The sequence below is a fragment of the Bradyrhizobium cedriense genome, from assembly GCF_054602315.1.
The window spans coordinates 92,250-116,957 of the sequence record NZ_JBTSWB010000008.1; the positions used below are offsets into that span (position 1 = coordinate 92,250).

A 24,708-nucleotide genomic window follows, 5' to 3' on the forward strand; every position below is an offset into this window, starting at 1 on the left:
ACGCCCCTCAAAGCCGAGCCGGGCCGTCTCTCGGCGCCGATGGTAATGAAGTAAGCGCACGCATCAGTCGCCATCGATCGCGTTCGTCGAACGGCCTGCCGATGAACGGCTCGATCTCTCGCCCCCCAGCGCGATGAGATCAGGATGAACTGTCATCGCGCTTTAGGTCGTTGTTTGAGCATGATCTTTCCGGAAAATCCACTGCGCGATGCCCGATGTCATTGCATTGCACCGCGTCGACCTCTGTGATGCGCGTCGACTTGCGTTGACAATGACACTCTCTCGATTGTTCCGGAAGCTGCCCCCAGAAGCCGCGCGACAACGCGTTGGAAATGTGTAGGCTTGACGGAAATCACAGGAGGGAGCGGCATGTTTGAAATCAGCGGTTTCGACACGGCAGGCGTCGTCAGCCTCAAGCGGGCCTCGCTCGCAGCCGCCCTCAAGAAGGCCAGAGAGCTGGTCGAGGACGGGTGCTGGAGCGTTCAGATCGTCGATCCGGCTGGCCGGGTCTACACCTCGTTCGAGGAGCAGGCCGCGTAGCCGCCCGACTTCGCCACCCGCAAAACCGCCGGCTCGTCAAAGCGCGCTGCAGCGTCTGCGGATGCCAGCGGTGCCGGTCGATAACGCGACCGATCCACCTAGCCCCCTCGGCCGACATTGGAGGAGGCATTATCCAGCCACCGCCGGGTTGCTTCATCGCTCCAGCCTGGGACCGCAAAGCGCGCCCGGGGATTCACCTCCACGCCTGAACGACCGACCGTGGGAGAGCGCGAGTGATGTGTGCGATGCGCGGTCGCAGCGCTTGCGGCGGTGCACAGGACAATCAACAGGCCCATGGCCAGAACTGAGCGCATCGTACAGCTCCAATCGAACACCGGCTTGATGTGATGCGCTGAGGGCACCGCCGCAATCTGACGCGGCATCACAGCTCGGCGATGGACGCACAACGGTAACGCTCTCGCGGCGGCACGGACCAACGCTCGGCTCGCGCGCATGCCATTGCCAATCAGCGCCTTTGGGCGCACGCTCTCTTCAGGCGCTCAAGACGCCGCCCAGGGAGAGACACATGAAGGAACCGGGCCTGGATGGCCGCCATCGGGACAAGGATGGCGGGATCAGCAAGAAGCACGGCAACACGCTGGTCGGCACGTTGCGCAAGATCTACGGAAAAGGCTTTGCGGCCGGGTATCCCGATGCGACGCTGCTCAGCGAGGTCCTGGCCCAGTTGAACGAGACGTCGTTGAGCCAGTTGCGCCGCGATCACGACACCGGGCATTTGGGCCACAAGATCGATCACGCCATGAAGTGACGGACGACGGTTGCGTGCACCGAGCCCGTCATTCGTGGACGAGGTCGGAGCGGACATCATCCGAAGTGATGCACTTTCCCGGTCTTCAGCTTTCCGGAACTGAGACGGTTGCCGGCACGCTCAGGGGAGCTCCTCCGACCGACACAGGCCCCGCGGGTTTCGGCTGCCGAACCATCCGCTTGCGCATCGCTGCGGACAGTCCATAGCGCGCATTCGCTCTTCGGATCGAGGACGTGACGTCCGACATCATCACGTTTTGCAGCGAGTCGACCTTTGCGATCAGCGTCGACAATTGCGAAGATATCTTCTTCACATCGACCCGTTCGTCCGTGATGCTCTGTCGCAGGGACAGCAGCACCATTGAGTCCTGCTGCAGCAGAGCCGCATTCTGCTGCAAGACTTGGCTGTTCTCCTTCAGCGAGGCCGAGTGCTGCTGCTGCGCCGACTGAATGTCCATCAAGGCAGCAACGACCGGATCCGGCTTTGCCGCGGGCGCCTCCCGGCGCGGAAGCAGTTCAGCCAGGCGGCTGACATCCAGCGAGGGCAAGTCGGAAGGCAACGTATAGATGGCCGCCGCGCCGTTGATCGCGAGGGCGCACACCGACAATGCCAGCACCGATTTCCGGCTGGACCGCCTGATCGGCGCCGGAGCTTCTGCGGCTTCGGGTTCGGGCGCTGCTGCGGCGGCTGCAAGTGCTACCGCGTCGAGTTCTTCGGCGAAGCTTTGCGTTTCGAAAGTCGCGGTCATCTGCATTGACCCCAAATGAGCGAGCAAGAGGAAGCCGTCGCCGGATCGTCCTCGTGACGGCTCCTCTACGCAGCACCCATCTCCAACTCCGTAAAATTGTGAGCATTTCGGATTAATTCCACGTTAGCGGCCTGCGCGGCTGACGGGGATGCGCCGCCCCGGTCGAGTACGGATCTCGTTCTGGTTGCAGCCCCCGACCCGCTCGAACGGCGTCGCCGGTGGCTGTCGGCAGTTTGACAAGCCCAGCCTGCGCAGAGCAACATCGCGAAACTTTCAGCAGCGAACAGAAACGTTGGCGCATGGGGGTCCTGCACCGATTTGAGCATGGTTTCGTGCGGCCGCTGCTGCGCCGGCTCAGGCCTGCCAGGCGCGTGGTGCTGGGCGGCATCACGATCGAATACAAGTCCGAGCTCGACGGCGGCGGGATCGAATTCGGCCAGGCCTTCATCCCGTTTCTGCGCTCCCGGCAGATGCCGAAGCAGCCACGCATGTTCGAGTGGTGCGCCGGGCCGGCCTTCATCGGCTTCTCGGCGTTGGGACACGGCCTGTGCGAAACGCTGTGCCTTGCCGACATCAACCCCGCGGCCGTCGCCTGCTGCAGGAACACCGTCCGACTGAATCACTTGGAGGATCGGGTCTCCGTCTACCACTCCAACAATTTGCGGAGCATCCCGAAGACCGAACGCTGGAACCTGGTGGTCAGCAACCCGCCGCACTTCATCGACCAGTATGAAGGCGATATCCGCGCTCACGATCCGGATTGGGCAATCCACCGCGAGTTCTTCGATACGATCGGACCCTACCTGGCTGCCGACGGCGTGATCGTGCTGCAAGAGAACAACCGCGGCTCGACGGTCGAGACCTTCCGCGCCATGATCGACGCGGCCGGGCTGAAGATCGTGTTCACCCACGGTGACCATCCCGAGCTCACGGCCAGGAGCGTTTTCTATTTCATGGGGATCACGAGGAAAAACGCGGATGTGCCCGACTGGGCCCGCTAGCCCGAGCCGCGGCGGATTTTCCGAAGTTGACAGGATGCCACTGTTTTGCCCGACAGGTCAAACGGGATCTTGCGCCCGGCGCAGAAGCAGCGGATGCAGAACTCGTTGTGCTGGAAGCACTTAGCTACTGTGCATGGGGTTGTTTTCGCGCTTTCTTGAAGCTCACCGCTCGTCCAGCAGCTCGAACAGCTCTTCCACCCGCTCGAACGGCGCGGCGCGCATCGAGCTGTAATGGACGACGCGATCGCCGTCGCGTTGCAGCGACTTCCCGCGTGACTTCCGCAAGCGCCCCGGCAGGAACGTCGCGGCCGCCGCTTCCGGCCCAACGTCCAGCCGGACGATGCCGCGGCGCTTGCACGCGATCCTGAGCTTGGCTGCGGCGAAGAAATCGCGCGCCACTCCCGGCAGCGGACCGAAACGGCGGGAGGTTTCCTCCTCGAGATCGTCGAGGTCGTCATCGTCCTTGCACCGTGCGGCGCGCGCATAGAGTTCGAGCCGCACGGGCTCGGACTGCACATAGGTCTCGGGGAGCATGTCTCCGACCGGCAGGTTGAGGTCGGGCACCCACACGGCGGCGCGCTCCTCGTCGGCCTTCTCCGAGGCCATTTTCAGCAGATGGCTGTAGAGCACGGGTCCGAACACCTGGACGTGGCCGGATTGCTGCTCCGAGAACAAATCGCCCGCGCCTCTGAGATCGAGGTCGCGCTCGCTGATGGCAAAGCCGGCGCCCGGCCGGCTGAACTCCTCCAGCACGGCCAGCCGCTTCTCGGACTGTCCGGACTCCGTCTCGGTCAGCAGATGGGCGAAGGCGCGGATACCGCTGCGGCCCACGCGTCCGCGCAGCTGGTGCAGCTGGGCAAGGCCGAACTTCTCGGGCCAGCAAACGACGATGGTGTTGGCGCGGGGAATGTCGAGGCCGCTCTCCACAATGTTGGTCGCGAGCAGGACGTCGGCGCCGCCTTCGACGAAGCTCATCATCCGGTCGTCGATCTCGTCCGCCGCCAACCTGCCGTGCAGGCAGACGATGCGAAGGTCGGGCGCCACCGCGCGCACCCGCGCCAGCATGGGATCGAGATCCTGGATGCGGGGACAGATCAGAAAGCTCTGGCCGTTTCGCCGTTGCTCGCGCAGCAGCGCGGAGGCGATGGCGGCGTCCGACAGCGGTGCGATCCTGGTTGCGACCGGCAGCCGGTGCACCGGTGGCGAGGCGATCACGCTGAGGTCGCGGAAACCGGCAAGGCCCGCGGCCAGCGTCCGCGGGATTGGCGTGGCGCTCATCATCAGCACATGGACGTTCCTGGCGAGGCCCGCGAGCTTCGCTTTCTCGGCAGCGCCGAAATGCTGCTCCTCGTCGATGATGACGAGGCCGAGATCGTCGAACCTGACGTCCTTGCCCGTGAGCGCCTGCGTGCCGATCACGACCTTGATCCTGCCGCTGCGCAGTCCCTCCCTGGTCTCGCGCAGCTCGGCGCCTGACGTCGCCCGCGACAGGTTGCCCACCTCGATGCCGAACGGCGCGAAGCGCTTCCGGAACGTTACGACGTGCTGCCGTGCCAGCACGGTCGTCGGCACCGCAATCGCCACCTGCTTGCCCGACAGCACCACTGCGGCCGCCGCGCGCAACGCCACCTCGGTCTTGCCAAAGCCGACGTCGCCGCAGATCACCCGATCCATCGGGTGACCGGAGGCGAGATCGTCCAGCACGTCGCGGATCGCCTGGGCCTGGTCGATCGTCGTGAAGTAAGGGAAACGCGCGACGAACTTCTCGTAGGCCGATCCCGGCGGCACCAGCTTTTCGGCGCGGCGCCGACGGCGCTGGCTGATGTGCTTCGCCAGCACCTTGCCCGCGGCCCGGATCTCGCGCTCGGCCTCGCCGCGACGGGCCCACCATGTGCTGCCATCCGCCTTGTCGAGCGTCAGCTTGCCGAGCTCGGTCGCGTAAGGCCACATCAAGGCGAGATCGGCCGGCGGGACCAGAACCGCATTGTCGCCCGCGAACTTCAGGCGGATCATCTCGCGCATGGCGCCGCCGCCGGTGTTGACGGTCTGCAAGCCGTCGAGCACGGCAAGGCCGCGCTGGAGGTGGACGACCACCGTGCCCTGCTCGGGCACATCGGCATGATCGAAAGCCGCGCTCCAGGCGCGCGCCATCGGCTGAGGGTGATGCGCGCGGCTGCCGAGCACGTCGGACGCCGTCACCACGACCAGAGGCTTCTTCCCCGGCAAGACGAAGCCGGCGTCGAGATCGGCCAGAAGCGCCGCCTCGCCGCCCTGCCCGCGTGCCGCCTCGTTCCAGTCGTCGCAGCGCTCCGCCTTGACGCCGCTCATCCGCTCCATCACGCGCAGATCGTCCTGATGTGCGGCGGCGAGTATCAGTCGCGATCCGGCCCGGCGCGTCTCCTCGACGAAGGCCCGCAACGCCTTTCTGGAAGAGGTCAGCTTGGAAAACTCCGGGATAGGCCGGAACGGCGCCGTCCGCGGCAGCACCTTCATGCCCTTGGAGAGCAGCTTCCAGTCACGCCGTCCGAGATATTCGCGCTCCCGCTCGGCCCGGCCTGCGGCCTCCTCGATTGTGTCGAGCCAAGCGTCGGCATGCAACGGGACCCCGGCGTCCGCGATCCATTTGGCGTTCCCGCAATAGTCGAACAGGCTCGCGCGCTTGCCGCGTTTGCCGGCAAGGCCGAGCCGCTCCGACATGGGATCGACAAGAAGCTCCCCTGTCTCGAAAATGATCCTGTGCTCGTTCGGATCGAACGCCACGATCCGTTCGATCGCATGCTCCGAATGCTCGATCCGGAATGGTCCCAGCGCGCCCGCGGGGAATATCTCGAAGGTCTGCCCGTGGAACAGCGCCCCGCCCGGATAGTCCGGCTCGTCGTCGAGATCGTATCCGAGAGCCTCGAGGCGGGTCTCGAGGTCCCGCTCGGAGAACGGGCTGCCCACTTTCAGGCTCAGGCTCAGCCGCGACAGAGTCGCCGGCGGCGGCAGGCGCTCCATCACGGCCTCCGCGGTCGACACGAGAAACAGCGGCTTCTTGGATTTTGCGAGCCGCCTCAGCACGGAGGCTCTGCGCCCCGCGAGCTCGTGCGACGGCTCCAGCTGGTCGAACGGCAGCGTGTTCAATCGCGGAAACACCAGCACCTCGCAGGACGGGTCGAGCGCGTGAATGACGCTGCCCAGCCGCTCCGCCCTGTTCTCGCTTTCGGCGAGAAAGACGATCCCGCTGCGTCCGGACTGCTTCCACTGTGCGAGCAGGTGAAGAGCCATCATGCCGAGGGGCGACGAAGACGAGATCGTGGCGCGCTGCGATCCTTTGCTCTTCTTCGGCGCCTTCTTGGCCACCCTCGTCTTTTTGGAAAGCCTCACTTGAACCCGTTTCTGGTCGTACATTGTAGCCAACAGAATGCGAGCCGCCCTCATCCCGAATCGGCAACTCGCCGCCATGCATATGGGATTTGCCCCGCGAACGCACCCCTCGTGGCAACGTTCAAGGCGGCGCCGCGATCCCGACGATCTGGCTGTTGGTCGCGCGCGGAGCGGAACTCATGCGACTTGAGATCAGCATCGCTCGATGCAAGCATTTGGCGATTGAAGACGTCGTGCGTCCATGGAGCCACGAAAAAGCCCCAGCGCTTGGAGCCACGCTGGGGCGTCTCGTTCAAAATGAAACGGTTGAGCAATGATCGCTTCATAGCAGCGGTTTCGCCGCGCGCTTGTGAACTGGTTCACACACACCATGCACATAACCTCAGCACGGGCGGCCCTGAGGTCGCCAACCACGCCGGAACGGGGTACCGCATCTTCCGGTTTGAGCGCGCACACGGCGCGCGCTACGATGTCGCTTTGACGGAGGCACATTTGAAACCGCTCATTTTCTTCGGCGCCATCGCGCTGCTTGCGGCGGCCTCCGCCCATGCTCAGACGCTGGTCGATCCCAACAAGGTTGCTCCCGAATTCCGCGAGGCGGCCGAGAAGCGCCGCGCCGAGCAATTGCGCCAGCGCGAATGTGCGATGAAGGCGGACCTCCAGAAGGTGTTGCCCAGGGATCGCACCGCCTTTCTCAACCATTGCCTGGAGGCGATGGCAGCCAAGCAATAGCGGCTGACTGACCGTTCCTGCCTGCATCGAGCGCAGCCCATTCATGACGCTTGGCCGTGTTCTGCCAGCATCCAACGGCGTAGGCGTTCGAGCTTTCTTCAGAGATTTGGGAGGACTAGCTCCGCCGCCGCTTTCTCGGAAACAGACGGTCGCGAATGTAGCGCGATGTCGGCGTCAGGCGGATTCCGCGAGGCTTGTGCCAGGCGGCGCGATCGATCTCCTTCTTGTCGCCGATCGCCAGCCTGCCCTTGGCCGCCTTGGCAATGAAGATCGCGTCGCTCATCTTGCGGCCCGAGCGCTTGTTCCTTGCCTTCACTTCTTTCCAGAGGCTGATCCTACCAAGCTTCAGCTTGGGCAGCTCCTCCTTGATCTCCCGCCGCAGGCAGTCCTTCTCCGACTCGCGCGCGCGCTTGCGGCCGCCCGGAAACATCCAGAGGCCATCCGATCGGCGTCTGACCAGCAATACCTTGCCGCGCTTGGCGGCGACCAGCTTGGAAGACTTCGCCATTTGCAGCCGTCATCGAAACAGAATCGACCCATCGTAACTTGTCTAGTCGAATAGACAAGTTCGCGGCACGCCTTGATCACAGGCCGCGAGCGTTCGGGTCCTGGCGCGCACGGCCGGCAGGCCACGCCCCTTCGAGGCGCGAGGTCAGCCCTTCCCCGGCTCCGCCCGGTCCTCGGTCCTGATCCAGGCCATCATCAATTCCCAGGCCACCGACAGGATGATCGGTCCGATGAACAGCCCGACGATGCCATGAGCCAGCGTGCCGCCGATCACGCCGACGAAGATCACGATGGTCGGGGTGGTCAGGCCGCGCCCCATGACGAGCGGCTTCAACATGGTGTCGATGAAGCCGACGAGGACCAGAAACACGGTGAGCAGCAGCGCCGTGGTGACGTCCTTGGCGGTCCAGATCCAGATGATCACCGGCAGCAGCACGAGGAAAGCACCGATCTGCACGATCGAGAGCAGCAGCACGATGAAGGCGAGAAGGCCCGCGCTCGGCACCGAAGCGAGCTTGAAGCCGATGCCGGCGAGCAGCGCCTGCACGATCGCGACGCCGATCACGCCCTGCGCCACGGCGCGGATGGTCGCGCCCGCGAGCCCCAGGAATTGCTCGGTCTGCTCCGGCACGATACGAAACAGGAAGCCGCGGCCGGCCGCAACCAGCCGCGGTCCGTGCGGAAACAGGAAGCCGGCCACGAACACGGAGACGAGAAACTGGAGCGTGCCAACACCGGCGTCGCCCGCGAGCGAGAGCAGCGGGCCTGCCAGCGGCTGGAGATACGGCGCCACCTCGCGCACGACCGCCCGAACGTTGTTGTAGGCTTGATCCCAGAGGTCGTAGAGCCAGGGGCCCACGAGCGGCCACGATTTGAGCTGCTCCGGCGCCGATTGGAGCGCGAGATCGCCGGTGCCCAGCTGGTGCGCCAGCTCGCGCACGCCGTCCACCGCGCTGATGCCGAGCCAGGTCGCCGGACCAATGACGATGCCGAGCGTGATCAGGGTCAGGATCGCTGCTGCGGTCTTGGGGCGGCCGCCCAGGGTCTTGGCGACCCAGCTGAACGCCGGATAGAACGCGACCGCGAGCACGCCGCTCCAAGCCAGGATCGGCACGAACGGACGGATGATCAGGAAGGTCCAGATGATCAGGAGGGCGAGCAGGCCGAGCCGGATCACGAGCTGGATGACATCCTCTCCCGTCAGGAACTGACGGAGGCTTTTCACGGGCACAGCTTTCCTTGCGGCATGAACGCAACTTCCGGCGTTTGCGAGGCTTGGCCGTTATTGCCAGCAACGCATCCGGCGTCAAGACGACTGGAAGTGACCACGCTCCCGATCAGGAGTACATCGGCCCATTCTGCTTTCGGGACGATGACGCCCCTCCCGGAGAACCCCACGCTCGCGCGGGAATGCGCTGCCGCAGCCACTGAAAGCCGAACGCCACGCCCGGCTTTTGGCGCTATATCTATGCGGTCAGCGACAAGAACCCCTTCGAACAGTTGCAGATCCTGATCGGCAGGGACATTCGAAGCGACGGCTGATCTCGGTGATCAGGCGGATATCGCATCGCCATGAACGCCAGCCGGCGTGGCTAACGGCCGTTAACCGGATTTCCCCGCGCGAGTTTACGCCGCTGCAAAAGCCGGTGACTACAGTGGATCGAGGTCAGCGAAACGCATTCTGGGCCATGGCGAACAGCATCTGGACGATCGAAGAGTTCACCTGTGCGGGTTGCGGCATGAACTACACCGCGACCAGAGAAGAGCACAGCGAAGTCCACACCGGCAGCTTCAAATGCGGCATCTGCAGCGGTGTCGTACACGCCTGGTCCGGCAAGCATCATTTCTTCGGTTGGCAAGCGGTGAAGACGAGGCCGCCGGTGTTCGGAAGGCGCTGGGCGGGCGTCGAGTGGTAAGCGGACCGCGGCGTCGCAGGATCGGCCGAATTGCACCGGCGCCGTTTGGACTCCGTTCACCGATCGCCGCTAAAGCATGATCCGGAAAAGTGCGCAGCGGTTTTCCGAAAAGATCAAGCTCGAACAACCACCTAAGGCGCGATGACGTTTCAACTCCATCGCATCGCGCTTTACATCAGGATGGATCCTCCACGTCGAACCCCATGGCCGACCTCAACGCCGTCCTGACCAGGCTCAACGATCGTCTGCTCCGCCTCGAGGGCGAGTTGTTCGTGCTGCGCTCGCTGGCGCGCGCCACGTTGACGGCGGGCGATGATCATGCGGCACGCATGCGCAAGCTGGTCGAGGCGGCAAAAGTAGCGCTCGACGACGAGGCCAAGCGCCCTCTCGATAAGCCGACCCGCAAATATGTCGATGCGGCAACCGCGCTGGTGGAGGAACTGCTGGTCGAGCCGACGCCGGCGCGCCCACTATTCACGGTGATTGACGGCGGCCGGCGCGACTGAGCAATCAACGAGCCGGCGCGGCAATCGGCTATCGGCCGTACAGTCCCGGCGGTTGCATGCCGTTGCGGTAGCACTGGCCGTCCGCATAATTGTGCGCAAAGCCGTGGGGACAGAGCCCGCCACGTCGTCCGTAAGTTTGGGGAACGCCGTAGGCTCCGGGCGCATGCGCCCCATTCGGATAGCAACGGCCGTTCGAGTAGTTGTAATCGTAACCGTGCGGACAAAGGCCGCCGCCCCCGTACCGTGGTCCGGGATCCCGGGTGTAGACGCCCGGCGCGTGATGGTCATTGGGATAGCAGCGACCGTTTGAGTGGTTGAAATCATAGCCATGCGGACATTGTCCGCCCGGACCGCCTCTGAACTGAACTTGCTCCACCATGGGTGCCGGCGGTGCCGCAGGCACGCTTGCAAACGCAATCAGGCCGGCCAGCGCAAGCTCGATCATGACGACTCCTCCAGATCACGGGGACAAGCCTATCAGGATTCATGTCCCACGAAGCAACCTGGCGATTGAGGCACGGCCGGCCTGAACCGCAAATGAACCTGACCCGGCTGCGCGACGATGCTTCGGCCCAAACCCGCGCACGACGCCGACCTCTACTCGGTCGCGGAATTCTCCGCCTTGAGCCGGCTGAGCCCCGCTTCGATGATCGCGATCTCCTCGTCGATCTGGCCGATCGGCAGGCTGAAATCATAACCAGACCTGCTCTTCAGATCGACGGCGAGCCGCTGCCTGTGCATCATCAGTTCGTCGAGACCACGACGGTTTCTCAGACGCACATAGGCGTCGACAATCTGCTCGATTGCGCTTGGCATGAAATCTGTCCCGGCGAAAAGGCCCGGCGGCGCGCCCACGCCAGCAGGCGTTTTCGATGTCGCGGTACGCAATACAAATCCGCGACAGATTCGTCGATACGCCAAGCTGGTTGAGATCTTGTTACCATCCGACGATGACGTGACGTGCGGCATGAAAAGGCCGCCGGCGATCGCGCCAGCGGCCAAAACCGGGTTCGAAAACGGATGCGGATTGAAATGTAGCCAGCCCCGGCTGGCGCAGGTTATCAGCCGATCGGCGACGTCTCTGTTAAAAACGAAACATAGGAACCACTTACCCGCCCGCTCACCGTCCGACCGTGGCGGCGCGGCAACTCTGGCCGGCGACGCAGAAACAGGTGCAAGGCAATCCGAAATGGGGGCCAATCATTGCGGCCGGTCTCCCGGCGCATTGTTGATAACCCATGCAAACCCCGCGCGGGTGGTGACAGGGCGTGCGGACGTGTTATCGGGGGATGACGCAGTTGCGAGACGGATCGGACCCCCATGCGCATTACCCTCGTCGGCTCCCGCCATTTCGGCGTGACCACCCTGAACATGCTCCGGGAGCACGGCGTCTCGGTCGTCCGGGTCGTGGTGGCCGATCCCGAGGATCGCCTCGCTGCAACTGCCAAGGCCGCCGGCATCGAGGTCGCGGTCCAGGCCAATCCGAAGCTGGTGGTGGCTTCCGAGATCGCCCCCGATACCGATCTGATCATCACCGCGCACAGCCACGCCCGAATCGGCAAGGAGGCGCTCGCCGCCGCCAGACTCGGCGGGATCGGCTATCACCCGTCGCTGCTGCCGCGCCATCGCGGCAAAGCCGCCGTGGAATGGACCATCAAGGAAGGCGATCCAATCGCCGGCGGCACGATCTACCATCTCGCCGACCGCATGGACGCGGGCGCGATCGCCGCCCAGGACTGGTGCTTCGTCAAGAAGGGCGAGACTGCAAGGGAGCTTTGGGAGCGCGCCCTGGCGCCGCTCGGGCTCAAGCTGCTGGCCGACGTGATCGACTACGCCAAGGTCCACAAGGCGCTGCCAGCCAAAGCTCAGGACGAGCAGTTCGCAACCACCGCGCCAAGCCTTTCCTGAGTCTCACTCACGTTTACCCTTAACGTGAGGCGACCTTGAATCTGCTTCGAAAATTGGCGTCAAAAGTGCGAATAAACCATTGTTCCCACAGGAACAATTTTCAATTTGGCAACGCAACAAATTTCCGTCACATTTCGTCCGAATAAACGTCGGCATATCAGACACATTCAAGGACGAATTCATGCGTTTTGATCGCATTGCGGTGATTTGTGCCGCCTCAGTTTTCGCCGGCGCTCTCGCCGCCCCCGCCTTGGCCCAGAGCCCCTATGACGGCAATTGGCAAGTCATCATCGTGACCAAGACCGGCTCGTGCGAACCGACCGCGAGCTCCATGCTGACGGTCGCCGATGGCAAGATCACCGCGCCCGGCGCTAACGTTTCCGGCACCATAGGTAGCGGGGGACTTGTGAAAGTTTCGATCAATGGTGCATATGCCAACGGTCAACTCAACGGCAACGCCGGATCGGGGAAGTGGAATGGAGCATCAGCAGGCATACCGTGCAGCGGGCGCTGGGAAGCATCGCGCCAATAAACCAATGGAGGTTCGTGCCCGGAACCGGCGGCTGCTGATCGCGGCCGCCGTCATGTTTGCAGCGGGAATTGTCAACTCCGAGAGCAACGCCCAGTCCGGTCCATTCGCCGCGATGGCGGGAAGCTGGAGCGGCAGCGGCACGGTTACGCTGGATGACGGTTCGACTGAGCGAATCCGCTGCCGGGCAAAGTATGCCCCGATCGGTCCGACCATGGAGATGTCGCTGACCTGCGCCAGTGACGCCTACAAGTTCAACCTCGCCGCCAACGTTCAGTCGGCGGGCCACGCCATTTCGGGAAGCTGGAGCGAGGCCAGCCGCAACATCTCTGGCTCGCTCCAGGGGCGCGGCGGCGGCGGAAACTTCGAGGTGGTGGCCTCTGCCGCCGGATTCAACGCCAACATCGCGCTGAAGACGAGCGGCAACAAGCAGACCGTCACGATGCGCGCGGACAGCCAGTTCCGCGGCGCCAACATCTCGATGTCGCGCTAAGCGGACGTCAGGCAGGACAATCGACCCGGCGCGGCCTCGCCGGGTCGTATCTTTTTCATCCGCCCGGCACGAACGCCGTGACCTCGATCTCGACCTTGGCCCGGTCGTCGACGAGGCCACCGATATAGAGCAGCGTCGAGGGCGGGAAATTGCGTCCGAGCGTTTCCTTCCAGGCTGCGCCGATGCCAGCACCGGCCGCTTCATATTCGCTGCGGCTGGTCAGGTACCAGGTCAGGCGCACGATGTGCTCGGGGCCGGCGCCGGCCTCGTCCAGGAGCTTGATGATCCGCTTCAGCGCAGTCGCAACCTGCGCCGCCATGTCTGGCGCGTAATTGCCGGCCTCGTCGCCGCCGGTTTGACCGGCCAGGACCACCCAGCGCCCAGGGCCGTTGACGACGACGCCATGTGAAAAGCCGCGCGGCTTTTTCCATTCGGCCGGCTGCAAGATATGCATGAGCGAAGCTCTCCCAATTTTCTCGTTGTTCAAGGATGCCTAGCACGACACTTGGCATCGCTGCATCCGCAGATTTGACCGTTGCAAACGCCGGCGATGTCGCCGATACCGGCGTCCCCTTCGTGCTTCCATCCTCCGGCATCCTCCCCAATGAGCGCGACCCCGTCCAAAACGATGGCTGCACTGTGGATGGCCGGCTGGCTGTCGCTGATGCTGGTCATGGCGGTTGCCGGGCGCGAGACCACGCGCGAGCTGAACGTTTTTCAGATCATGGAAGTGCGGTCGCTGGTCGGCTTCGTGTTGCTTGCTCCGTTCATCTACCGCGCCGGAGGCTTGAAAGTGGTCAGGACATCGCGCCTGCCGCAGCATGTCGGCCGCAATATGGTGCACTATGCTGCCCAGCTCGGCTGGTTCTTCGCGCTGACGCTGATCCCAATCGGCCAGGTGGTGGCGATCGAGTTCACTATGCCGATCTGGACCGCCATCCTCGCGGCAAGCTTCCTGTCTGAGCGGATGACGCCCTGGAAGATTGCCGCCATCGTGCTCGGACTCGTGGGGGTGATCGTCATCGTGCGTCCCGCGACCGGGGAGATCAATCCCGGCCAGCTCATCGCGCTCGGGGCCGCAATGGGATTTGGCGTCTCGATGGCACTGGTCAAATCGCTGACCCGGACGGAAAGCGCGCTCTCGATCCTGTTCTGGATGCTGGTGGTGCAATCGGTCGCGGGCTTCGTTCCGACGCTCTACGTCTGGACTTGGCCATCGGCCTATGCCTGGGCCTGGGTCGGCGTGATTGCGGTCTGCGGCACTTTTTCACACTATTGCCTCGCCAGCGCGATGCGCTACGCCGACGCGACGATCGTGGTTCCCATGGACTTCCTGAGGGTTCCGCTGACGGCGACCGCCGGCTGGCTGCTCTATGCCGAGCGGCTCGACGCCTGGACCGTGCTCGGCGCCGCGCTCATCCTGGTCGGAAATCTCCTGAACCTGAAGCCCGCCTCCCCGGTTCCAGCCCGCGCGCAGTGAACCTCGCGCCGTCTTCTGCGACAAAACCAAGTGGCCGTGTGATTTAGATCACGTTGGAGAGACACTCTATCGTGCACATTCGGCCACACAGCAGCGGGTTGACGCAGCGGACTGGCCGTTTTGGTGGCGCGAAGTCGGGCACTTCGTGTAGGTTCGTTGCCAATTTGTTGCTGCCTGCAATTCGATTCTGGGGATTTCAGAATGCGCTATCTCACCCTCCTCGCTTCGCTGATGTGCATGGCGCTGTCGGTCAGTGCCGCCAAGGCTGATCGCCGCGTCGCCTTCGTCGTCGGCAACGGCTCCTACAAGAACGTCGCGCAACTGCCGAACCCGCCGATCGACGCCAAGGCGATGGCGGCCACGCTGCGCAATGTCGGCTTCGAGGTTATCGAAGGCTCCAACCTCAGCCGCGACCAGATGACGGAGAAGCTGCTCGATTTCGGCCGCAAGGCGCAGGGCTCCGACATCGCGCTGTTCTATTATGCCGGCCACGGCATCGCCGTCAGCGGCACCAACTATCTCCTGCCCGTCGATGCGGACATCAAGTCGGAGATGGACGTCAAGCTGGGGGCCGCCATCAACATCGACCTGACGCTCGAGCAGACCATGGGCGATGCCAAGGTCAAGCTGGTCTTCCTCGATGCCTGCCGCGACAATCCGTTCGCCGCCAAGATCAAGTCGAACGCCGCGACCCGCAGCGTCAACGTCCAGAGCGGTCTCGCCGAGATGAAGTCCGGCGAAGGCACGCTGATTGCATTCGCCACCGGCCCTGGCCAAACCGCGCTCGACGGCCAGGAGGGCAACAACAGCCCGTTCACCCGCGCGTTGATCGACAACATCACCAAGCCCGGCGTCGAGATTCAGCAGGCGATGACGTCGGTGCGCGCCCAGGTCAATGAAGAGACCCGCAAGGGCCAACTGCCCTGGGGCCACACCAACCTGACGGGCTCTGTCTATCTCAATCAGGCTCCGACGACGCAGGTCGCCAACGCGGCCCCGACTGCGACCGGCATCGTGCCGGCGGCGGCCGCGAGCTCAGAGGGTGTCGAGCTCGAATATTGGCGCTCGGTGAAGGAGTCCAACAAGCCGGAGGAGCTCAACGCCTATCTCTCCGCCTATCCGAACGGTCAGTTCAAGGCGCTGGCGTTGGCGCGCCTCGCGGCGATCAAGAGTGGCCCCTCGACCGCGACCCGCACGCTCAACGCCGGTATCGATCCGGCAACCTTCACCGACGACGCAACCCTACTCACCGAGGACCAGATCGGCCTCAGCAAGACCCAGCGCCGCGACGTGCAGCGCCGCCTCACCGGGCTCGGCTTCGACACCAAGCAGACCGGCGTGTTCAACGATGAGACCCGCGCGGTGCTCAAGCGCTGGCAGGCTGCGCGCGGCTATCCCTCGTCAGGCTACCTCAACAAGCACCAGCACAAGGCCCTGCTCTCGGAGGTCGTGGCCGGCCCGCCGACGGCGAGTGACAACAGCCAGAAGGCGGCCCGGCGGGCTGCCAGCGCCCCGGCTCCGAGCAGCGCGCCGCCGCCTCCTCAACGCAGCAGCCCCGGCGATGCAGCCGGTGCGGCCTTCGTCGGCGGCGTCGTCGGCGGCATGATGGGCGGCATGTTCCGCCGCTGAGGCAAAGCCGGACTCTCAAGCAAAAAGCCCGGCTCACGCCGGGCTCTTTCTTTGGCGCTGACACGCCTCCCCCTCGCAAGGTGACTGGTTGAGCTACTTCCCCGCTGCCTTTCGCAGCGCGTCGTTGATGCGGTCCTGCCAGCCGGGGCCGCCCTCCTGGAAGAACTCCAGCACGTCCTGGTCGATGCGCAGCGTGACTTGCTCCTTGACGCCGGGAACGGCGTTCTGTTTCGGCGGCGCCACGGCGACCTTGGCGGTCACCTTTTTGAATGCCGCCTCCGCTTCGGTCCTGGCATCGCCAAGCGTACGCGGTCGCCTCGGTTGATCCGCCATCTGCTAGATTCCTTCGAACAGCGCCGTCGAAAGATAGCGCTCGGAGAAAGACGGCACGATCGCCAGGATGGTTTTTCCCGCAGCTTCCGGGCGCTTGCCAATCTCGAGCGCGGCCGCGATCGCCGCGCCCGAAGAGATACCGCCCGGGATGCCCTCATGCCGCGCCAGCGCGCGCGAGGTCTCGATCGCCGTCGTCGAGTTGATCTTCACGATCTCGTCGATCACCGAGCGGTCGAGGATGTCGGGGACGAAGCCCGCGCCGATGCCCTGGATCTTGTGCGGGGTATGCTGTCCCCCCGACAGCACCGGGCTCTCCTCCGGCTCGACCGCCACCACCCGAAGCGAGGCCCTGCGCGGCTTGAGCACCTGGCCGACGCCGGTGATCGTACCGCCGGTGCCGACACCGGCGACGAAGAAATCGATGTTGCCGGCCGTATCGTTCCAGATCTCCTCCGCGGTGGTTCTGCGGTGCACCTCGGGATTGGCGAGGTTCTTGAACTGCTGCGGCATCACCGAGTTCGGCGTCGTCTTCAACAGTTCCTCGGCGGCCGCGATCGCACCCTTCATGCCTTGCGCCGCCGGCGTCAGCACCAGTTCGGCGCCGAGAAAGGCAAGCATCTTGCGTCGCTCGATCGACATGGATTCCGGCATCACCAGCTTGAGGCGGTAGCCGCGCGAAGCCGCAACGAAGGCGAGCGCGATGCCGGTATTGCCGGAGGTCGGCTCGATCAGCACGGTGTCGGGCTTGACGATGCCGGCCTTCTCCATCGCGATGATCATGGCCGCACCGATGCGGTCCTTCACGCTTGCGGCAGGATTGAAATACTCAAGTTTTGCCAAAATGGTCGCGTTCACGCCTTGCATGCCGGGCAGCCGGCGCAAGCGCACGATGGGCGTGTTGCCGAAGGCATCGACGATCGAGTCATAGATTCGGCCGCGGCCGGGTTGGTGCGCTGCACCCGTGGAAGACGATGCGTCCATGAAGAACTCCCTGTGGCAACTAACCTGTGCTTCTGTCGCGACTATTGCGCAGTTACAGACAGCTTGCGGCGACACGCAAGCGGCAATGCGGCACATGTTAAATACGCTGCATCGCAAAATCACGTGAGCGGTAAAGTTCAGAAAACCAACGCATTTGTGTTGCGACCTCGTCAACTGCTTCTGCTTATGTTAGACTTATGTCTCAAAGCAGGGAGGTCACCACGATGTCAGCAATTGCTGAAGTGCTGTCGACCGTCGCGCCGAAGCGCGATCCGCGTTGCAGCGAGCTGCCGACCTGTCCCGTCTGCGCCGACTCCATGGTCGCCGCCGAAGCATCGGCCTACGTCTCGGACCACATGATCAGCTATCTCTGGACCTGCGACAATTGCGGCTATGGCTTCGTGACCAAGCACGCCGTGAAGCAACGCTTCACCTGCAACTGAGACCTAGAGCCTTTACCCGTTCCGATGGAATTAGAACGCGGCACTAGCTTCTTGTCTTGACGCGTTTTCTTGACGCGAACCGGTGTCCACTTCGCTCGAAAACGCTTTAGCGCGGGGCGATGTCGCCCCTCGCCCAGTCCTCGCGCGTGCGCTGATAGAACTCGTCGAAATTTCCCAGCGCGACCGCATCTCTGATGCCCTGCATCAGGGACTGATAGTAGGCGACATTGATTTCGGACAGCAGCATCGCCCCCAGCGTCTCGCCCGCCTTGACGAGATGGTGCAGATAGGCACGCGCGTAGTTGCGCGCAGCGGGCCATGGGCTCTCTTCGTCGAGCGGGCGCGGATCGTCCGCATGCCGCGCATTGCGCAGATTGACCTGGCCGAAGCGCGTGAAGGCGACTCCGTGCCGGCCATTGCGCGTCGGCATCACGCAATCGAACATGTCGATGCCGCGCTTTACGGCTTCGAGAATGTCGTCGGGCGTGCCGACACCCATCAGATAGCGCGGGCGTTCTCTCGGCAGCAGCGGTGCGGTCTCCTCGATCATCGCCAGCATCACCGCCTGCGGTTCGCCGACCGCAAGACCGCCGATCGCATAGCCGTGGAAGCCGATCGCAACGAGACCTTCGGCGCTGGCATGGCGCAGCTGGGGGATGTCGCCGCCCTGCACGATGCCAAACAGCATGTAGCCATCGGGGGCGCTCGCGAAGGCACGCTTGCTGCGCTCGGCCCAGCGCAAGGACAGGCGCATTGCCCGCTCGATGTCGTCGCGCTCGGCGGGCAGCCGCACGCATTCGTCCATCTGCATGGCGATGTCGGAGCCGAGCAAACGCTGCACCTCGATCGAACGCTCCGGCGACAGCTCGACCTTGGCGCCGTCGATGTGCGAGCGGAAGGTGACGGCGTTCTCGCTGACCTTGCGCAAGTCCGAGAGCGACATCACCTGGAAGCCGCCGGAATCCGTCAGCATCGGCCCGTTCCAGCCGGTGAATTTCTGCAAGCCGCCGAGCGCCGCGATCCGCTCGGCGCTCGGCCGCAGCATCAAGTGGTAGGTGTTGCCGAGCACGATGTCAGCGCCGGCATCGCGCACCTCGCGCCAGTGCATGCCCTTCATCGCGCCGGCGGTGCCGACCGGCATGAAGGCCGGCGTCCGCACCACGCCGTGCGGCGTGGTCAGCCGCCCGGTGCGCGCGGATCCATCGGTAGCGAGCAATTCAAAGTGATTGGGAAGGTCATCAATCGGATTCATGGCGGTGCTTATTGCGTGTCGGAGCGGGCCGATCAACCCGCGAGCAGCGTCGGCCCGGCTTGTGCTTCAGACCGGGACACCAGCTAGCGCGAGGATCGGAGTTCTCGCCCTTGCAAAACAAAACGATACCGTGTAGTTTTATCTTGGGGGCTGGACGAGATGCCGCGGCGAATTCGGCCGGCGGTCGTACATGCGTGATCGCCAGCCACCGACAATGCCTCACACTTCGTGTTCGAACGACGCATCCGTCACCTCGCGCGAGCGGATCAGGCAAACAGCTGTCCGCCTGATCGGATCGCTGGTCCTGATGTGCAGCCTGGCGCTCGGCGCCTGCACGTCCCTGCCGCGCACGCCCTATACGGCCGCCGAGGCCAGCACGTCGCGCGTGCTCGATATCGACGGCCTCCGGCGCTACGCCGACGATCCCGTCACGAAATTCAGCTTCGAAAAGGACAACAGCACCGCGACGAGATCCTATCTGGCGCTGTCCGGCGGCGGCGCCGACGGGGCCTATGGCGTCGGCGTGCTCAACGGCTGGACCGCGGCCAGAACCCGCCCCACCTTCTCGGTCGTCTCGGGCGTGAGCACCGGCGGACTGATCGCGCCCTTCGCCTTCCTCGGCCCGCAATATGACGACACGCTGAAGGAGGTCTACACCAGCGGCATCGCCGAGAGCCTCCTGAACGATCCCAGCATCGTGCGCGTGCTGTTCGGATCCGGCCTGTTCGGCAACACGCGGCTACGCGAGCTGGTCGCCCGCTATGTCGGTCCGGAGATCATGGCCCAGGTCGCGCGCGAGCATGCCAGGGGCCGGAAGTTGCTGGTGGTGACCACCGACCTCGATACCCAGCGCACCGTGATCTGGGACATGGGCAAGATCGCTGCGGTCGGAACGCCCGAGGCCCTGAAGCTGTTTCGCGACGTGATGGCGGCTTCCGCCAGCATTCCCCTGGTGTTTCCGCCGATCATGATCGACGCCGAGGGCCAGGGCCGCAAGTTTCAGGAGATGCATGTCGACGGCGGCGTGACGGCCCCGGTGCTGACTTTGCCGGAGGCGCTGCTGTTCCAGAGCGGACGCCTGCCCGGCAATGCGAAGATGGACATCTACATCCTCGTCAACAAGAAGATCGAGCGCAACTTCGAGCTCGTCTCCAACGGCACCATCGACGTTGCCTCACGCAGCCTGTCGGCAATCACCCAGTCGCAGACGCGCTCGATCATCTTCTCCACTTACGATTTCGCCAAGCGCAACCGGCTGGGCTTCCATCTCTCCTACATCGCGCGCGATTACCCCGCCCCACCCTCGGAAGGATTCGACACCGCCTATATGCGGGCACTGTATCAGTACGGATATGAGAAGGCCGCATCCGGCCAAGCCTGGACCTCGACGCTTCCGTGAGCCCGCGGAAGGAACGAGGTCTTATCGAGGCCGTTGACGATACGGCCAATTCGGCCAGATTCGCGATGACGCCCCTGTCGCTGCGCGTTATAGAACAGACACGATCAGGAACGCGCAGGGAATCATTGGGCATGGGATTGACTGCGGCCAGAACAAAAGCGGCGGCGCCACGGCGCGAGATGCCGAAATCCCGCGGCGGCCGGCCGACGAAAACCGCTGCCATCGAACGCGACCAGCGGCTGATCGAGGTCGCCACCCGCCTTTTCCTGGATCGCGGCTTCGAGGCGACTTCGCTCGACGCGGTCGCGGAAGCGGCCCGGGTGAGCAAACCCACGGTCTATTCGCGCTATGGCGACAAGCGCGGGCTGTTCGCGGCCGTGCTGAGGCGCGAGATCGCGCGCTGGCTCGCGCCGTTGTCAGCCGCGGCAGAGACGCAGCTCTCCAGCGCCTCGGACATTTCCGTCGAGCAGCGGCTGGTCGAGATCGGCCGCGAGATGCTCTCGTTCACCTGCGGTCCCGACGCCGTCGCGTTCAGCCGCATGATGACGTCACAGGCCATCAACTTCCCCGACGTCGCCAAGCTCGGCAAGGAGGAAGGCTGGCTCAAGGCCGTCGCCACCACCGCGCGCTTCTTCGACCATCTGGTGGCGCAAGGCGCACTCGACGTCGAGGACACCACCATTGCAGCCGAGGTGTTTCTCGACGTCGTCGTCGGACATACCCACCGCATGGCGACGTTCGGAACTACGCTCGAGCCGAAATCGGCGGAGAAGCGCATGCGCACCGCGATCAAGCTGTTCCTGGCCGGCGCGCTGGGACCTGCCGACCGCGCCCGGGACACCACAAAGGGGGCGCCGCGGCGCCGCTCCGCCCGCTGACGATTCCGTGAACGCGCGCTCTTTCCCCAACGGGGCCGTCGCGACAGCATTGACCAAAACAAAACGATACGGTATGGTTTAGTTATAAGTTGGTACGGGCCGCTTATTCACCAGCCCCAAAGAGGTCCGTATCGCTTGATCGTCACGGCGGGTGCAGCCCGCCGCGGCGCTCCGCGGCCGGCCGATGCCCAAGGCCGGCCGCGAATTCTTTACGATCATCCGGCACACTCGCTGGCCGAGGGTTTCGAGCATGACGACAGCACGACAGCACCCCTGGACGTTTTTCGCCGCTGCCTTGTCGGCGTTGCTCGCCTTGGCCCCGGCGCAGGCGATCGTCTCGGCCGGAGGCACCCCTACCGCCCTTCACGGCGAGACGGATGTCACCGCCGAGGCTGACCGTCTGGCCGTCAGCCGCGAGATCGAACGCTTCCGCAGCTCGCCGATCTCGATCAGCCAGGCCATGGCGATTGCCGAAGGCCGGCACGCTGGCGCCACCACAGCGGATGTGAGTTTCGACGGGGCCGCTGGCGTGCCCGTGTACCGTGTGAAGACCCTGCAGAACGACCGCATCTGGCGCCACACCATCAATGCTTCGACCGGAGAGCTTGTCGGCGGGGAAGCCGCCCTGCCCCTCACTGAGCTCGATCACGAGGACCGCAGCAACCTCGCGGCCCTCGGCGCCATCAGGCATCGCCTCGCCGATGCCGTGCGCGTCGCCGAACGCGCGGCCTCGGGCAAGGCAATCAGCGGCGGGCTGGTGCGCGAGCGCGGCCGGCTCAATTTCGCGATCGTCGTGATCAGCGGCGACGACCTCAAGGAGGTCATCCTGGAGCCGCCGGGCGCACGGGCCAAATAGCGCCCGGCTCGCCCCGGCATCGACCGCGGGCGAAAAGCCATTGACGGCTGAATGACTCTCCCGCATAAGTCGCCGCCATGTTCACGACCACCAAATGCACGACCAAAACCACCACGGCCTCAGGGGCCCGGGGAGGCGTGCGCGCGTAGTCGTCGACTTAAACGCATCAGCTCTACCGAAGCCCCGCCCTCGATGGTCCGGGGCTTTTTTGTTGTCTGGATTTCAAAGCAATGGAGGACAAAGTGAGTAACGATCCCGTCGTCGCGATTGTCGGCGTCACCGGTGCGGTGGGCGCCGAATTCATCGCCACCATGGACAAGCGTGGTTTTCGCGTCGGCAAGCTCAAGGCACTGGCCAGTGCCCGCTCGGCCGGCAAGACGGTGTCGTTCCGTGGCAAGGACGTCGTCATCGAGGAATTGACCGAGCAGTCTTTCGAGGGCGTCGACATCGCCCTGTTCTCGGCCGGCGGCAGCATCTCGAGGAAGTACGCGCCGATCGCGGTCAAGGCCGGCGCCGTCGTCGTCGACAACTCCTCCGCCTTCCGCATGGACCCGAACGTGCCGCTGGTGATCCCGGAGATCAACGCCAGCCGCATCCGCGACCACAAGGGCATCATCGCCAACCCGAATTGCGCTGCGATCACCGCGCTGGTGCCGCTCTGGCCGATCCACCAGAAGAACCGGATCAAGCGCGTGATCATCTCGACCTACCAGGCTGCGTCCGGCGCCGGCGCCGCCGCCATGGAGGAGCTCGTCGAGTCCACACGCGCCAATCTCAACGGGCAGGCTTATGAGGCCAAGGTGATGCCGCACCCCTACGCCTTCAATCTCTTCAACCACAACACCGCCGTCGATCCCGAGACCGGCTACAACGACGAAGAGATCAAGGTCATCAAGGAGACCCGCAAGATCTTCGAGGACGACACCATCGCGGTCGGCGTCACCTGCGTCCGCGTGCCAGTGCTGCGTGCGCATTGCGAGGCGATCACCTTCGAATGCGAGAAGCCGATCAGCGAGGACCAGGTCCGTGCCATCATGGCCCAGGCGCCCGGCGTGAAGGTGGTCGACGACCGCGCCAGGAACTACTTCCCGATGCCGATCGATGCCTCGGGCCAGGACGACGTCCTGGTCGGCCGCATCCGCAAGGATCTCAGCGATCCCTCCGGGCATTCGATCTCGATGTTCGTGGCGGCCGATCAGTTGCTCAAGGGCGCGGCGCTCAACGCGGTGCAGATCGCCGAGCTGCTGCCGCAGCGGGTGATGGCGTAGAAGGTCTCGTAAGGTGGGCCAAGCGAAGCGTGCCCACCAATCGATCTCAACTATGGAAACAGATGGTGGGCACGGCGCTATGCGCCTTTGCCCACCCTACGGCACTGCCCGGAACAACAGACACGCATCACCGTACGAATAGAACCGGTATTCGTTAGCGATGGCGTGCGCATAGGCCTGCTTCATCGTCTCGAGCCCCGAGAACGCCGACACCAGCATGAACAGCGTCGACTTCGGCAGGTGAAAGTTCGTCAGCAGCATATCGACCGCGCGGAAGCGATAGCCGGGTGTGATGAAGATCGAGGTCTCTGCCGCGAACGGCTGGATCGTGCCGTCCTCGCTCGCTGCACTTTCCAGCAGCCGCAGTGACGTGGTGCCGACCGCGACGATACGGCCGCCGTTCTTTCGTGCCATGTTGAGCCGCTCCGCCGTCTCGGTGGAGATGGTGCCCCACTCGGCGTGCATTCTGTGGCCCTCGGTATCGTCCGCCTTCACCGGCAGGAACGTCCCTGCCCCGACATGCAGCGTGACGCGGTTGATGCCGACGCCGCGCTCGCGCAAGGCCTGCTCCAGCGCCGGGGTGAAATGCAGGCCCGCGGTCGGCGCGGCGACCGCGCCTTCGTTGGCGGCGAACATGGTCTGGTAATCGGCGAGATCCTGCTCGTCGGGCGTACGCTTGGAGGCGATGTAGGGCGGCAGCGGCGGGCTGCCGAGATCGGCGATCGCCTGGTCAAGAGCCGGGCCATGGAACGAGAACGACAGCGTCACCTCGCCCTCGCCGCCCTTGGCCTCGACCTCGGCATCGAGATGCCCGAGCAGGCAGACCTTGCCCTCATTGCCGAAGCGGATGCGGTCCCCCGCCGTGAGCTTCTTGGCGGGCTTCACCAGCGCCTGCCAGCGCGAGCCGTCGAGCCGCTTGATCAACGTCGCCTCGATCTTCGGCTCGGTCTCGCGGCCGATGCGGCGACCCTTCAATTGGGCGGCGATCACCTTGGTGTCGTTGACGACGAGCTGGTCGCCCGGCTTCAGCCATAGCGGCAGATCGGAAATGGCCTCATCGCGCAGCGCGCCGTCCTCGACGACCAGCATCTTGGCGGAATCGCGCGGGCTCGCCGGGCGCAACGCGATGCGCTCGGCGGGCAGGTCGAAATCGAACAGATCGGTGCGCATGTCT

The 24,708-nt window shown here is 64.4% G+C and carries 27 protein-coding genes; 16 read left to right on the forward strand and 11 right to left on the reverse strand.

What is annotated here, in order from left to right; genetic code table 11:
- Nucleotides 1-369: 369 nt before the first annotated feature.
- Both ACYCVF_RS28275 and ACYCVF_RS28280 read left to right on the forward strand, forming a co-directional pair.
- Nucleotides 370-540 carry a hypothetical protein gene (locus tag ACYCVF_RS28275; protein ID WP_459595588.1) on the forward strand — a complete coding sequence of 57 codons (171 nt, stop codon included), beginning with the start codon at nucleotides 370-372 and terminating at the stop codon, nucleotides 538-540.
- A gap of 526 nt (nucleotides 541-1,066) precedes the next feature.
- The gene (locus tag ACYCVF_RS28280; protein ID WP_459595587.1) at nucleotides 1,067-1,309 is read left to right on the forward strand and encodes a hypothetical protein; all 243 of its coding nucleotides are present in this window, start codon (nucleotides 1,067-1,069) and stop codon (nucleotides 1,307-1,309) included.
- A gap of 85 nt (nucleotides 1,310-1,394) precedes the next feature.
- On the opposite strand, the gene ACYCVF_RS28285 is transcribed toward ACYCVF_RS28280, so the two are convergent.
- The gene (locus tag ACYCVF_RS28285; protein WP_459595586.1) at nucleotides 1,395-2,063 is read right to left on the reverse strand and encodes a hypothetical protein; all 669 of its coding nucleotides are present in this window, start codon (nucleotides 2,061-2,063) and stop codon (nucleotides 1,395-1,397) included.
- Between the two features lie 212 nt (nucleotides 2,064-2,275).
- On the opposite strand from ACYCVF_RS28285, the gene ACYCVF_RS28290 reads away from it, so the two are divergent.
- Nucleotides 2,276-3,058 (forward strand): methyltransferase, encoded by a 783-nt coding sequence (locus ACYCVF_RS28290; protein ID WP_459595585.1) that lies wholly within the window; start codon nucleotides 2,276-2,278, stop codon nucleotides 3,056-3,058.
- 162 nt (nucleotides 3,059-3,220) lie between these two features.
- Here the strand turns inward: ACYCVF_RS28290 and ACYCVF_RS28295 are convergent, their stop codons facing one another.
- On the reverse strand, nucleotides 3,221-6,328 hold the full coding sequence (locus ACYCVF_RS28295) for a DEAD/DEAH box helicase (protein ID WP_459596448.1): 3,108 nt from the start codon (nucleotides 6,326-6,328) through the stop codon (nucleotides 3,221-3,223).
- A gap of 588 nt (nucleotides 6,329-6,916) precedes the next feature.
- Between ACYCVF_RS28295 and ACYCVF_RS28300 the strand changes: the two genes are divergently transcribed.
- Complete coding sequence (locus ACYCVF_RS28300; protein ID WP_459595584.1) at nucleotides 6,917-7,156, forward strand: hypothetical protein; 240 nt, start codon at nucleotides 6,917-6,919, stop codon at nucleotides 7,154-7,156.
- A gap of 115 nt (nucleotides 7,157-7,271) precedes the next feature.
- Here the strand turns inward: ACYCVF_RS28300 and ACYCVF_RS28305 are convergent, their stop codons facing one another.
- Entirely contained in the window at nucleotides 7,272-7,664 is a 393-nt protein-coding gene (locus ACYCVF_RS28305; RefSeq protein WP_459595583.1) for an NUDIX hydrolase, read from the reverse strand.
- Nucleotides 7,665-7,808: 144 nt separating this feature from the next.
- A complete protein-coding gene (locus ACYCVF_RS28310) occupies nucleotides 7,809-8,888 on the reverse strand; it encodes an AI-2E family transporter (RefSeq protein ID WP_459595582.1) in 1,080 nt (359 codons plus the stop codon).
- Between the two features lie 463 nt (nucleotides 8,889-9,351).
- Here ACYCVF_RS28310 and ACYCVF_RS28315 point away from each other — a divergent pair, with 463 nt between their 5' ends.
- Complete coding sequence (locus ACYCVF_RS28315; protein WP_459595581.1) at nucleotides 9,352-9,579, forward strand: hypothetical protein; 228 nt, start codon at nucleotides 9,352-9,354, stop codon at nucleotides 9,577-9,579.
- 203 nt (nucleotides 9,580-9,782) lie between these two features.
- Nucleotides 9,783-10,085, forward strand: coding sequence for a hypothetical protein (locus ACYCVF_RS28320; RefSeq protein WP_027575377.1), 303 nt, complete (start codon nucleotides 9,783-9,785; stop codon nucleotides 10,083-10,085).
- Nucleotides 10,086-10,113: 28 nt separating this feature from the next.
- Here the strand turns inward: ACYCVF_RS28320 and ACYCVF_RS28325 are convergent, their stop codons facing one another.
- Both ACYCVF_RS28325 and ACYCVF_RS28330 read right to left on the reverse strand, forming a co-directional pair.
- Entirely contained in the window at nucleotides 10,114-10,530 is a 417-nt protein-coding gene (locus tag ACYCVF_RS28325) for a hypothetical protein (protein ID WP_459595580.1), read from the reverse strand.
- 152 nt (nucleotides 10,531-10,682) lie between these two features.
- Nucleotides 10,683-10,901, reverse strand: a complete 219-nt coding sequence (locus tag ACYCVF_RS28330) for a hypothetical protein (protein WP_459596447.1) — start codon at nucleotides 10,899-10,901, stop codon at nucleotides 10,683-10,685.
- A 504-nt stretch (nucleotides 10,902-11,405) separates the two neighbouring features.
- Here ACYCVF_RS28330 and ACYCVF_RS28335 point away from each other — a divergent pair.
- The 3 genes from ACYCVF_RS28335 to ACYCVF_RS28345 all read left to right on the forward strand — a co-directional run bounded on the left by ACYCVF_RS28335 (nucleotide 11,406) and on the right by ACYCVF_RS28345 (nucleotide 13,015).
- Complete coding sequence (locus ACYCVF_RS28335; protein WP_459595579.1) at nucleotides 11,406-11,993, forward strand: formyltransferase family protein; 588 nt, start codon at nucleotides 11,406-11,408, stop codon at nucleotides 11,991-11,993.
- Between the two features lie 181 nt (nucleotides 11,994-12,174).
- Nucleotides 12,175-12,525 (forward strand): hypothetical protein, encoded by a 351-nt coding sequence (locus tag ACYCVF_RS28340; protein ID WP_459596446.1) that lies wholly within the window; start codon nucleotides 12,175-12,177, stop codon nucleotides 12,523-12,525.
- Complete coding sequence (locus ACYCVF_RS28345) at nucleotides 12,470-13,015, forward strand: hypothetical protein (RefSeq protein ID WP_459595578.1); 546 nt, start codon at nucleotides 12,470-12,472, stop codon at nucleotides 13,013-13,015. The genes ACYCVF_RS28340 and ACYCVF_RS28345 overlap by 56 nt, the downstream gene beginning before the upstream one ends.
- Nucleotides 13,016-13,070: 55 nt before the next feature.
- On the opposite strand, the gene ACYCVF_RS28350 is transcribed toward ACYCVF_RS28345, so the two are convergent.
- Nucleotides 13,071-13,469: a RidA family protein gene (locus tag ACYCVF_RS28350; RefSeq protein WP_459595577.1), complete on the reverse strand. Its 399-nt coding sequence runs from the start codon at nucleotides 13,467-13,469 to the stop codon at nucleotides 13,071-13,073.
- Nucleotides 13,470-13,619: 150 nt separating this feature from the next.
- Here ACYCVF_RS28350 and ACYCVF_RS28355 point away from each other — a divergent pair, with 150 nt between their 5' ends.
- Together ACYCVF_RS28355 and ACYCVF_RS28360 are read left to right on the forward strand one after the other, a co-directional pair.
- Nucleotides 13,620-14,495: a DMT family transporter gene (locus ACYCVF_RS28355; RefSeq protein ID WP_459595576.1), complete on the forward strand. Its 876-nt coding sequence runs from the start codon at nucleotides 13,620-13,622 to the stop codon at nucleotides 14,493-14,495.
- Nucleotides 14,496-14,696: 201 nt separating this feature from the next.
- Nucleotides 14,697-16,124, forward strand: a complete 1,428-nt coding sequence (locus ACYCVF_RS28360) for a caspase family protein (protein WP_459595575.1) — start codon at nucleotides 14,697-14,699, stop codon at nucleotides 16,122-16,124.
- A 93-nt stretch (nucleotides 16,125-16,217) separates the two neighbouring features.
- Here ACYCVF_RS28360 and ACYCVF_RS28365 read toward each other — a convergent pair whose 3' ends face one another.
- Together ACYCVF_RS28365 and cysK are read right to left on the reverse strand one after the other, a co-directional pair.
- Entirely contained in the window at nucleotides 16,218-16,457 is a 240-nt protein-coding gene (locus ACYCVF_RS28365; protein ID WP_459595574.1) for a BrnA antitoxin family protein, read from the reverse strand.
- 3 nt (nucleotides 16,458-16,460) lie between these two features.
- A complete protein-coding gene (gene cysK / locus ACYCVF_RS28370) occupies nucleotides 16,461-17,438 on the reverse strand; it encodes a cysteine synthase A (RefSeq protein WP_459595573.1) in 978 nt (325 codons plus the stop codon).
- 224 nt (nucleotides 17,439-17,662) lie between these two features.
- Here cysK and ACYCVF_RS28375 point away from each other — a divergent pair, with 224 nt between their 5' ends.
- Nucleotides 17,663-17,881 (forward strand): hypothetical protein, encoded by a 219-nt coding sequence (locus ACYCVF_RS28375; RefSeq protein WP_061028238.1) that lies wholly within the window; start codon nucleotides 17,663-17,665, stop codon nucleotides 17,879-17,881.
- Nucleotides 17,882-17,987: 106 nt separating this feature from the next.
- Here ACYCVF_RS28375 and tgt read toward each other — a convergent pair whose 3' ends face one another.
- Entirely contained in the window at nucleotides 17,988-19,133 is a 1,146-nt protein-coding gene (gene tgt, locus ACYCVF_RS28380) for a tRNA guanosine(34) transglycosylase Tgt (protein WP_459595572.1), read from the reverse strand.
- Between the two features lie 214 nt (nucleotides 19,134-19,347).
- Between tgt and ACYCVF_RS28385 the strand changes: the two genes are divergently transcribed.
- From ACYCVF_RS28385 to ACYCVF_RS28400, 4 genes are all read left to right on the forward strand, one after another.
- Complete coding sequence (locus ACYCVF_RS28385) at nucleotides 19,348-20,532, forward strand: patatin-like phospholipase family protein (protein ID WP_459595571.1); 1,185 nt, start codon at nucleotides 19,348-19,350, stop codon at nucleotides 20,530-20,532.
- Between the two features lie 131 nt (nucleotides 20,533-20,663).
- Nucleotides 20,664-21,410, forward strand: coding sequence for a TetR/AcrR family transcriptional regulator (locus ACYCVF_RS28390; protein WP_459595570.1), 747 nt, complete (start codon nucleotides 20,664-20,666; stop codon nucleotides 21,408-21,410).
- Nucleotides 21,411-21,660: 250 nt separating this feature from the next.
- Nucleotides 21,661-22,266 carry a PepSY domain-containing protein gene (locus ACYCVF_RS28395; protein ID WP_459596445.1) on the forward strand — a complete coding sequence of 202 codons (606 nt, stop codon included), beginning with the start codon at nucleotides 21,661-21,663 and terminating at the stop codon, nucleotides 22,264-22,266.
- A 230-nt stretch (nucleotides 22,267-22,496) separates the two neighbouring features.
- Nucleotides 22,497-23,534: an aspartate-semialdehyde dehydrogenase gene (locus tag ACYCVF_RS28400; RefSeq protein ID WP_459595569.1), complete on the forward strand. Its 1,038-nt coding sequence runs from the start codon at nucleotides 22,497-22,499 to the stop codon at nucleotides 23,532-23,534.
- A gap of 96 nt (nucleotides 23,535-23,630) precedes the next feature.
- On the opposite strand, the gene queA is transcribed toward ACYCVF_RS28400, so the two are convergent.
- Nucleotides 23,631-24,704, reverse strand: a complete 1,074-nt coding sequence (gene queA, locus ACYCVF_RS28405) for a tRNA preQ1(34) S-adenosylmethionine ribosyltransferase-isomerase QueA (protein WP_459595568.1) — start codon at nucleotides 24,702-24,704, stop codon at nucleotides 23,631-23,633.
- Between the last annotated feature and the right edge of the window lie 4 nt (nucleotides 24,705-24,708).

Excerpts from the sequence above, each read along its gene's own strand:
- ACYCVF_RS28280 (WP_459595587.1), top strand. The coding sequence starts at position 1,067 with ATGAAGGAACCGGGCCTGGATGGCCGCCATCGGGACAAGGATGGCGGG.
- ACYCVF_RS28275 (WP_459595588.1), top strand. The coding sequence starts at position 370 with ATGTTTGAAATCAGCGGTTTCGACACGGCAGGCGTCGTCAGCCTCAAG.
- ACYCVF_RS28390 (WP_459595570.1), top strand. The coding sequence starts at position 20,664 with ATGGGATTGACTGCGGCCAGAACAAAAGCGGCGGCGCCACGGCGCGAG.
- cysK (WP_459595573.1), bottom strand. The coding sequence starts at position 17,438 with ATGGACGCATCGTCTTCCACGGGTGCAGCGCACCAACCCGGCCGCGGC.
- ACYCVF_RS28375 (WP_061028238.1), top strand. The coding sequence starts at position 17,663 with ATGTCAGCAATTGCTGAAGTGCTGTCGACCGTCGCGCCGAAGCGCGAT.
- ACYCVF_RS28345 (WP_459595578.1), top strand. The coding sequence starts at position 12,470 with ATGGAGCATCAGCAGGCATACCGTGCAGCGGGCGCTGGGAAGCATCGC.
- ACYCVF_RS28305 (WP_459595583.1), bottom strand. The coding sequence starts at position 7,664 with ATGGCGAAGTCTTCCAAGCTGGTCGCCGCCAAGCGCGGCAAGGTATTG.
- ACYCVF_RS28285 (WP_459595586.1), bottom strand. The coding sequence starts at position 2,063 with ATGCAGATGACCGCGACTTTCGAAACGCAAAGCTTCGCCGAAGAACTC.
- ACYCVF_RS28355 (WP_459595576.1), top strand. The coding sequence starts at position 13,620 with ATGAGCGCGACCCCGTCCAAAACGATGGCTGCACTGTGGATGGCCGGC.
- ACYCVF_RS28315 (WP_459595581.1), top strand. The coding sequence starts at position 9,352 with ATGGCGAACAGCATCTGGACGATCGAAGAGTTCACCTGTGCGGGTTGC.
- ACYCVF_RS28350 (WP_459595577.1), bottom strand. The coding sequence starts at position 13,469 with ATGCATATCTTGCAGCCGGCCGAATGGAAAAAGCCGCGCGGCTTTTCA.
- ACYCVF_RS28400 (WP_459595569.1), top strand. The coding sequence starts at position 22,497 with ATGGAGGACAAAGTGAGTAACGATCCCGTCGTCGCGATTGTCGGCGTC.
- ACYCVF_RS28360 (WP_459595575.1), top strand. The coding sequence starts at position 14,697 with ATGCGCTATCTCACCCTCCTCGCTTCGCTGATGTGCATGGCGCTGTCG.
- queA (WP_459595568.1), bottom strand. The coding sequence starts at position 24,704 with ATGCGCACCGATCTGTTCGATTTCGACCTGCCCGCCGAGCGCATCGCG.
- ACYCVF_RS28385 (WP_459595571.1), top strand. The coding sequence starts at position 19,348 with ATGCCTCACACTTCGTGTTCGAACGACGCATCCGTCACCTCGCGCGAG.
- ACYCVF_RS28325 (WP_459595580.1), bottom strand. The coding sequence starts at position 10,530 with ATGATCGAGCTTGCGCTGGCCGGCCTGATTGCGTTTGCAAGCGTGCCT.
- ACYCVF_RS28395 (WP_459596445.1), top strand. The coding sequence starts at position 21,661 with ATGACGACAGCACGACAGCACCCCTGGACGTTTTTCGCCGCTGCCTTG.
- ACYCVF_RS28295 (WP_459596448.1), bottom strand. The coding sequence starts at position 6,328 with ATGATGGCTCTTCACCTGCTCGCACAGTGGAAGCAGTCCGGACGCAGC.
- ACYCVF_RS28340 (WP_459596446.1), top strand. The coding sequence starts at position 12,175 with ATGCGTTTTGATCGCATTGCGGTGATTTGTGCCGCCTCAGTTTTCGCC.
- ACYCVF_RS28365 (WP_459595574.1), bottom strand. The coding sequence starts at position 16,457 with ATGGCGGATCAACCGAGGCGACCGCGTACGCTTGGCGATGCCAGGACC.
- ACYCVF_RS28320 (WP_027575377.1), top strand. The coding sequence starts at position 9,783 with ATGGCCGACCTCAACGCCGTCCTGACCAGGCTCAACGATCGTCTGCTC.
- ACYCVF_RS28330 (WP_459596447.1), bottom strand. The coding sequence starts at position 10,901 with ATGCCAAGCGCAATCGAGCAGATTGTCGACGCCTATGTGCGTCTGAGA.
- ACYCVF_RS28335 (WP_459595579.1), top strand. The coding sequence starts at position 11,406 with ATGCGCATTACCCTCGTCGGCTCCCGCCATTTCGGCGTGACCACCCTG.
- tgt (WP_459595572.1), bottom strand. The coding sequence starts at position 19,133 with ATGAATCCGATTGATGACCTTCCCAATCACTTTGAATTGCTCGCTACC.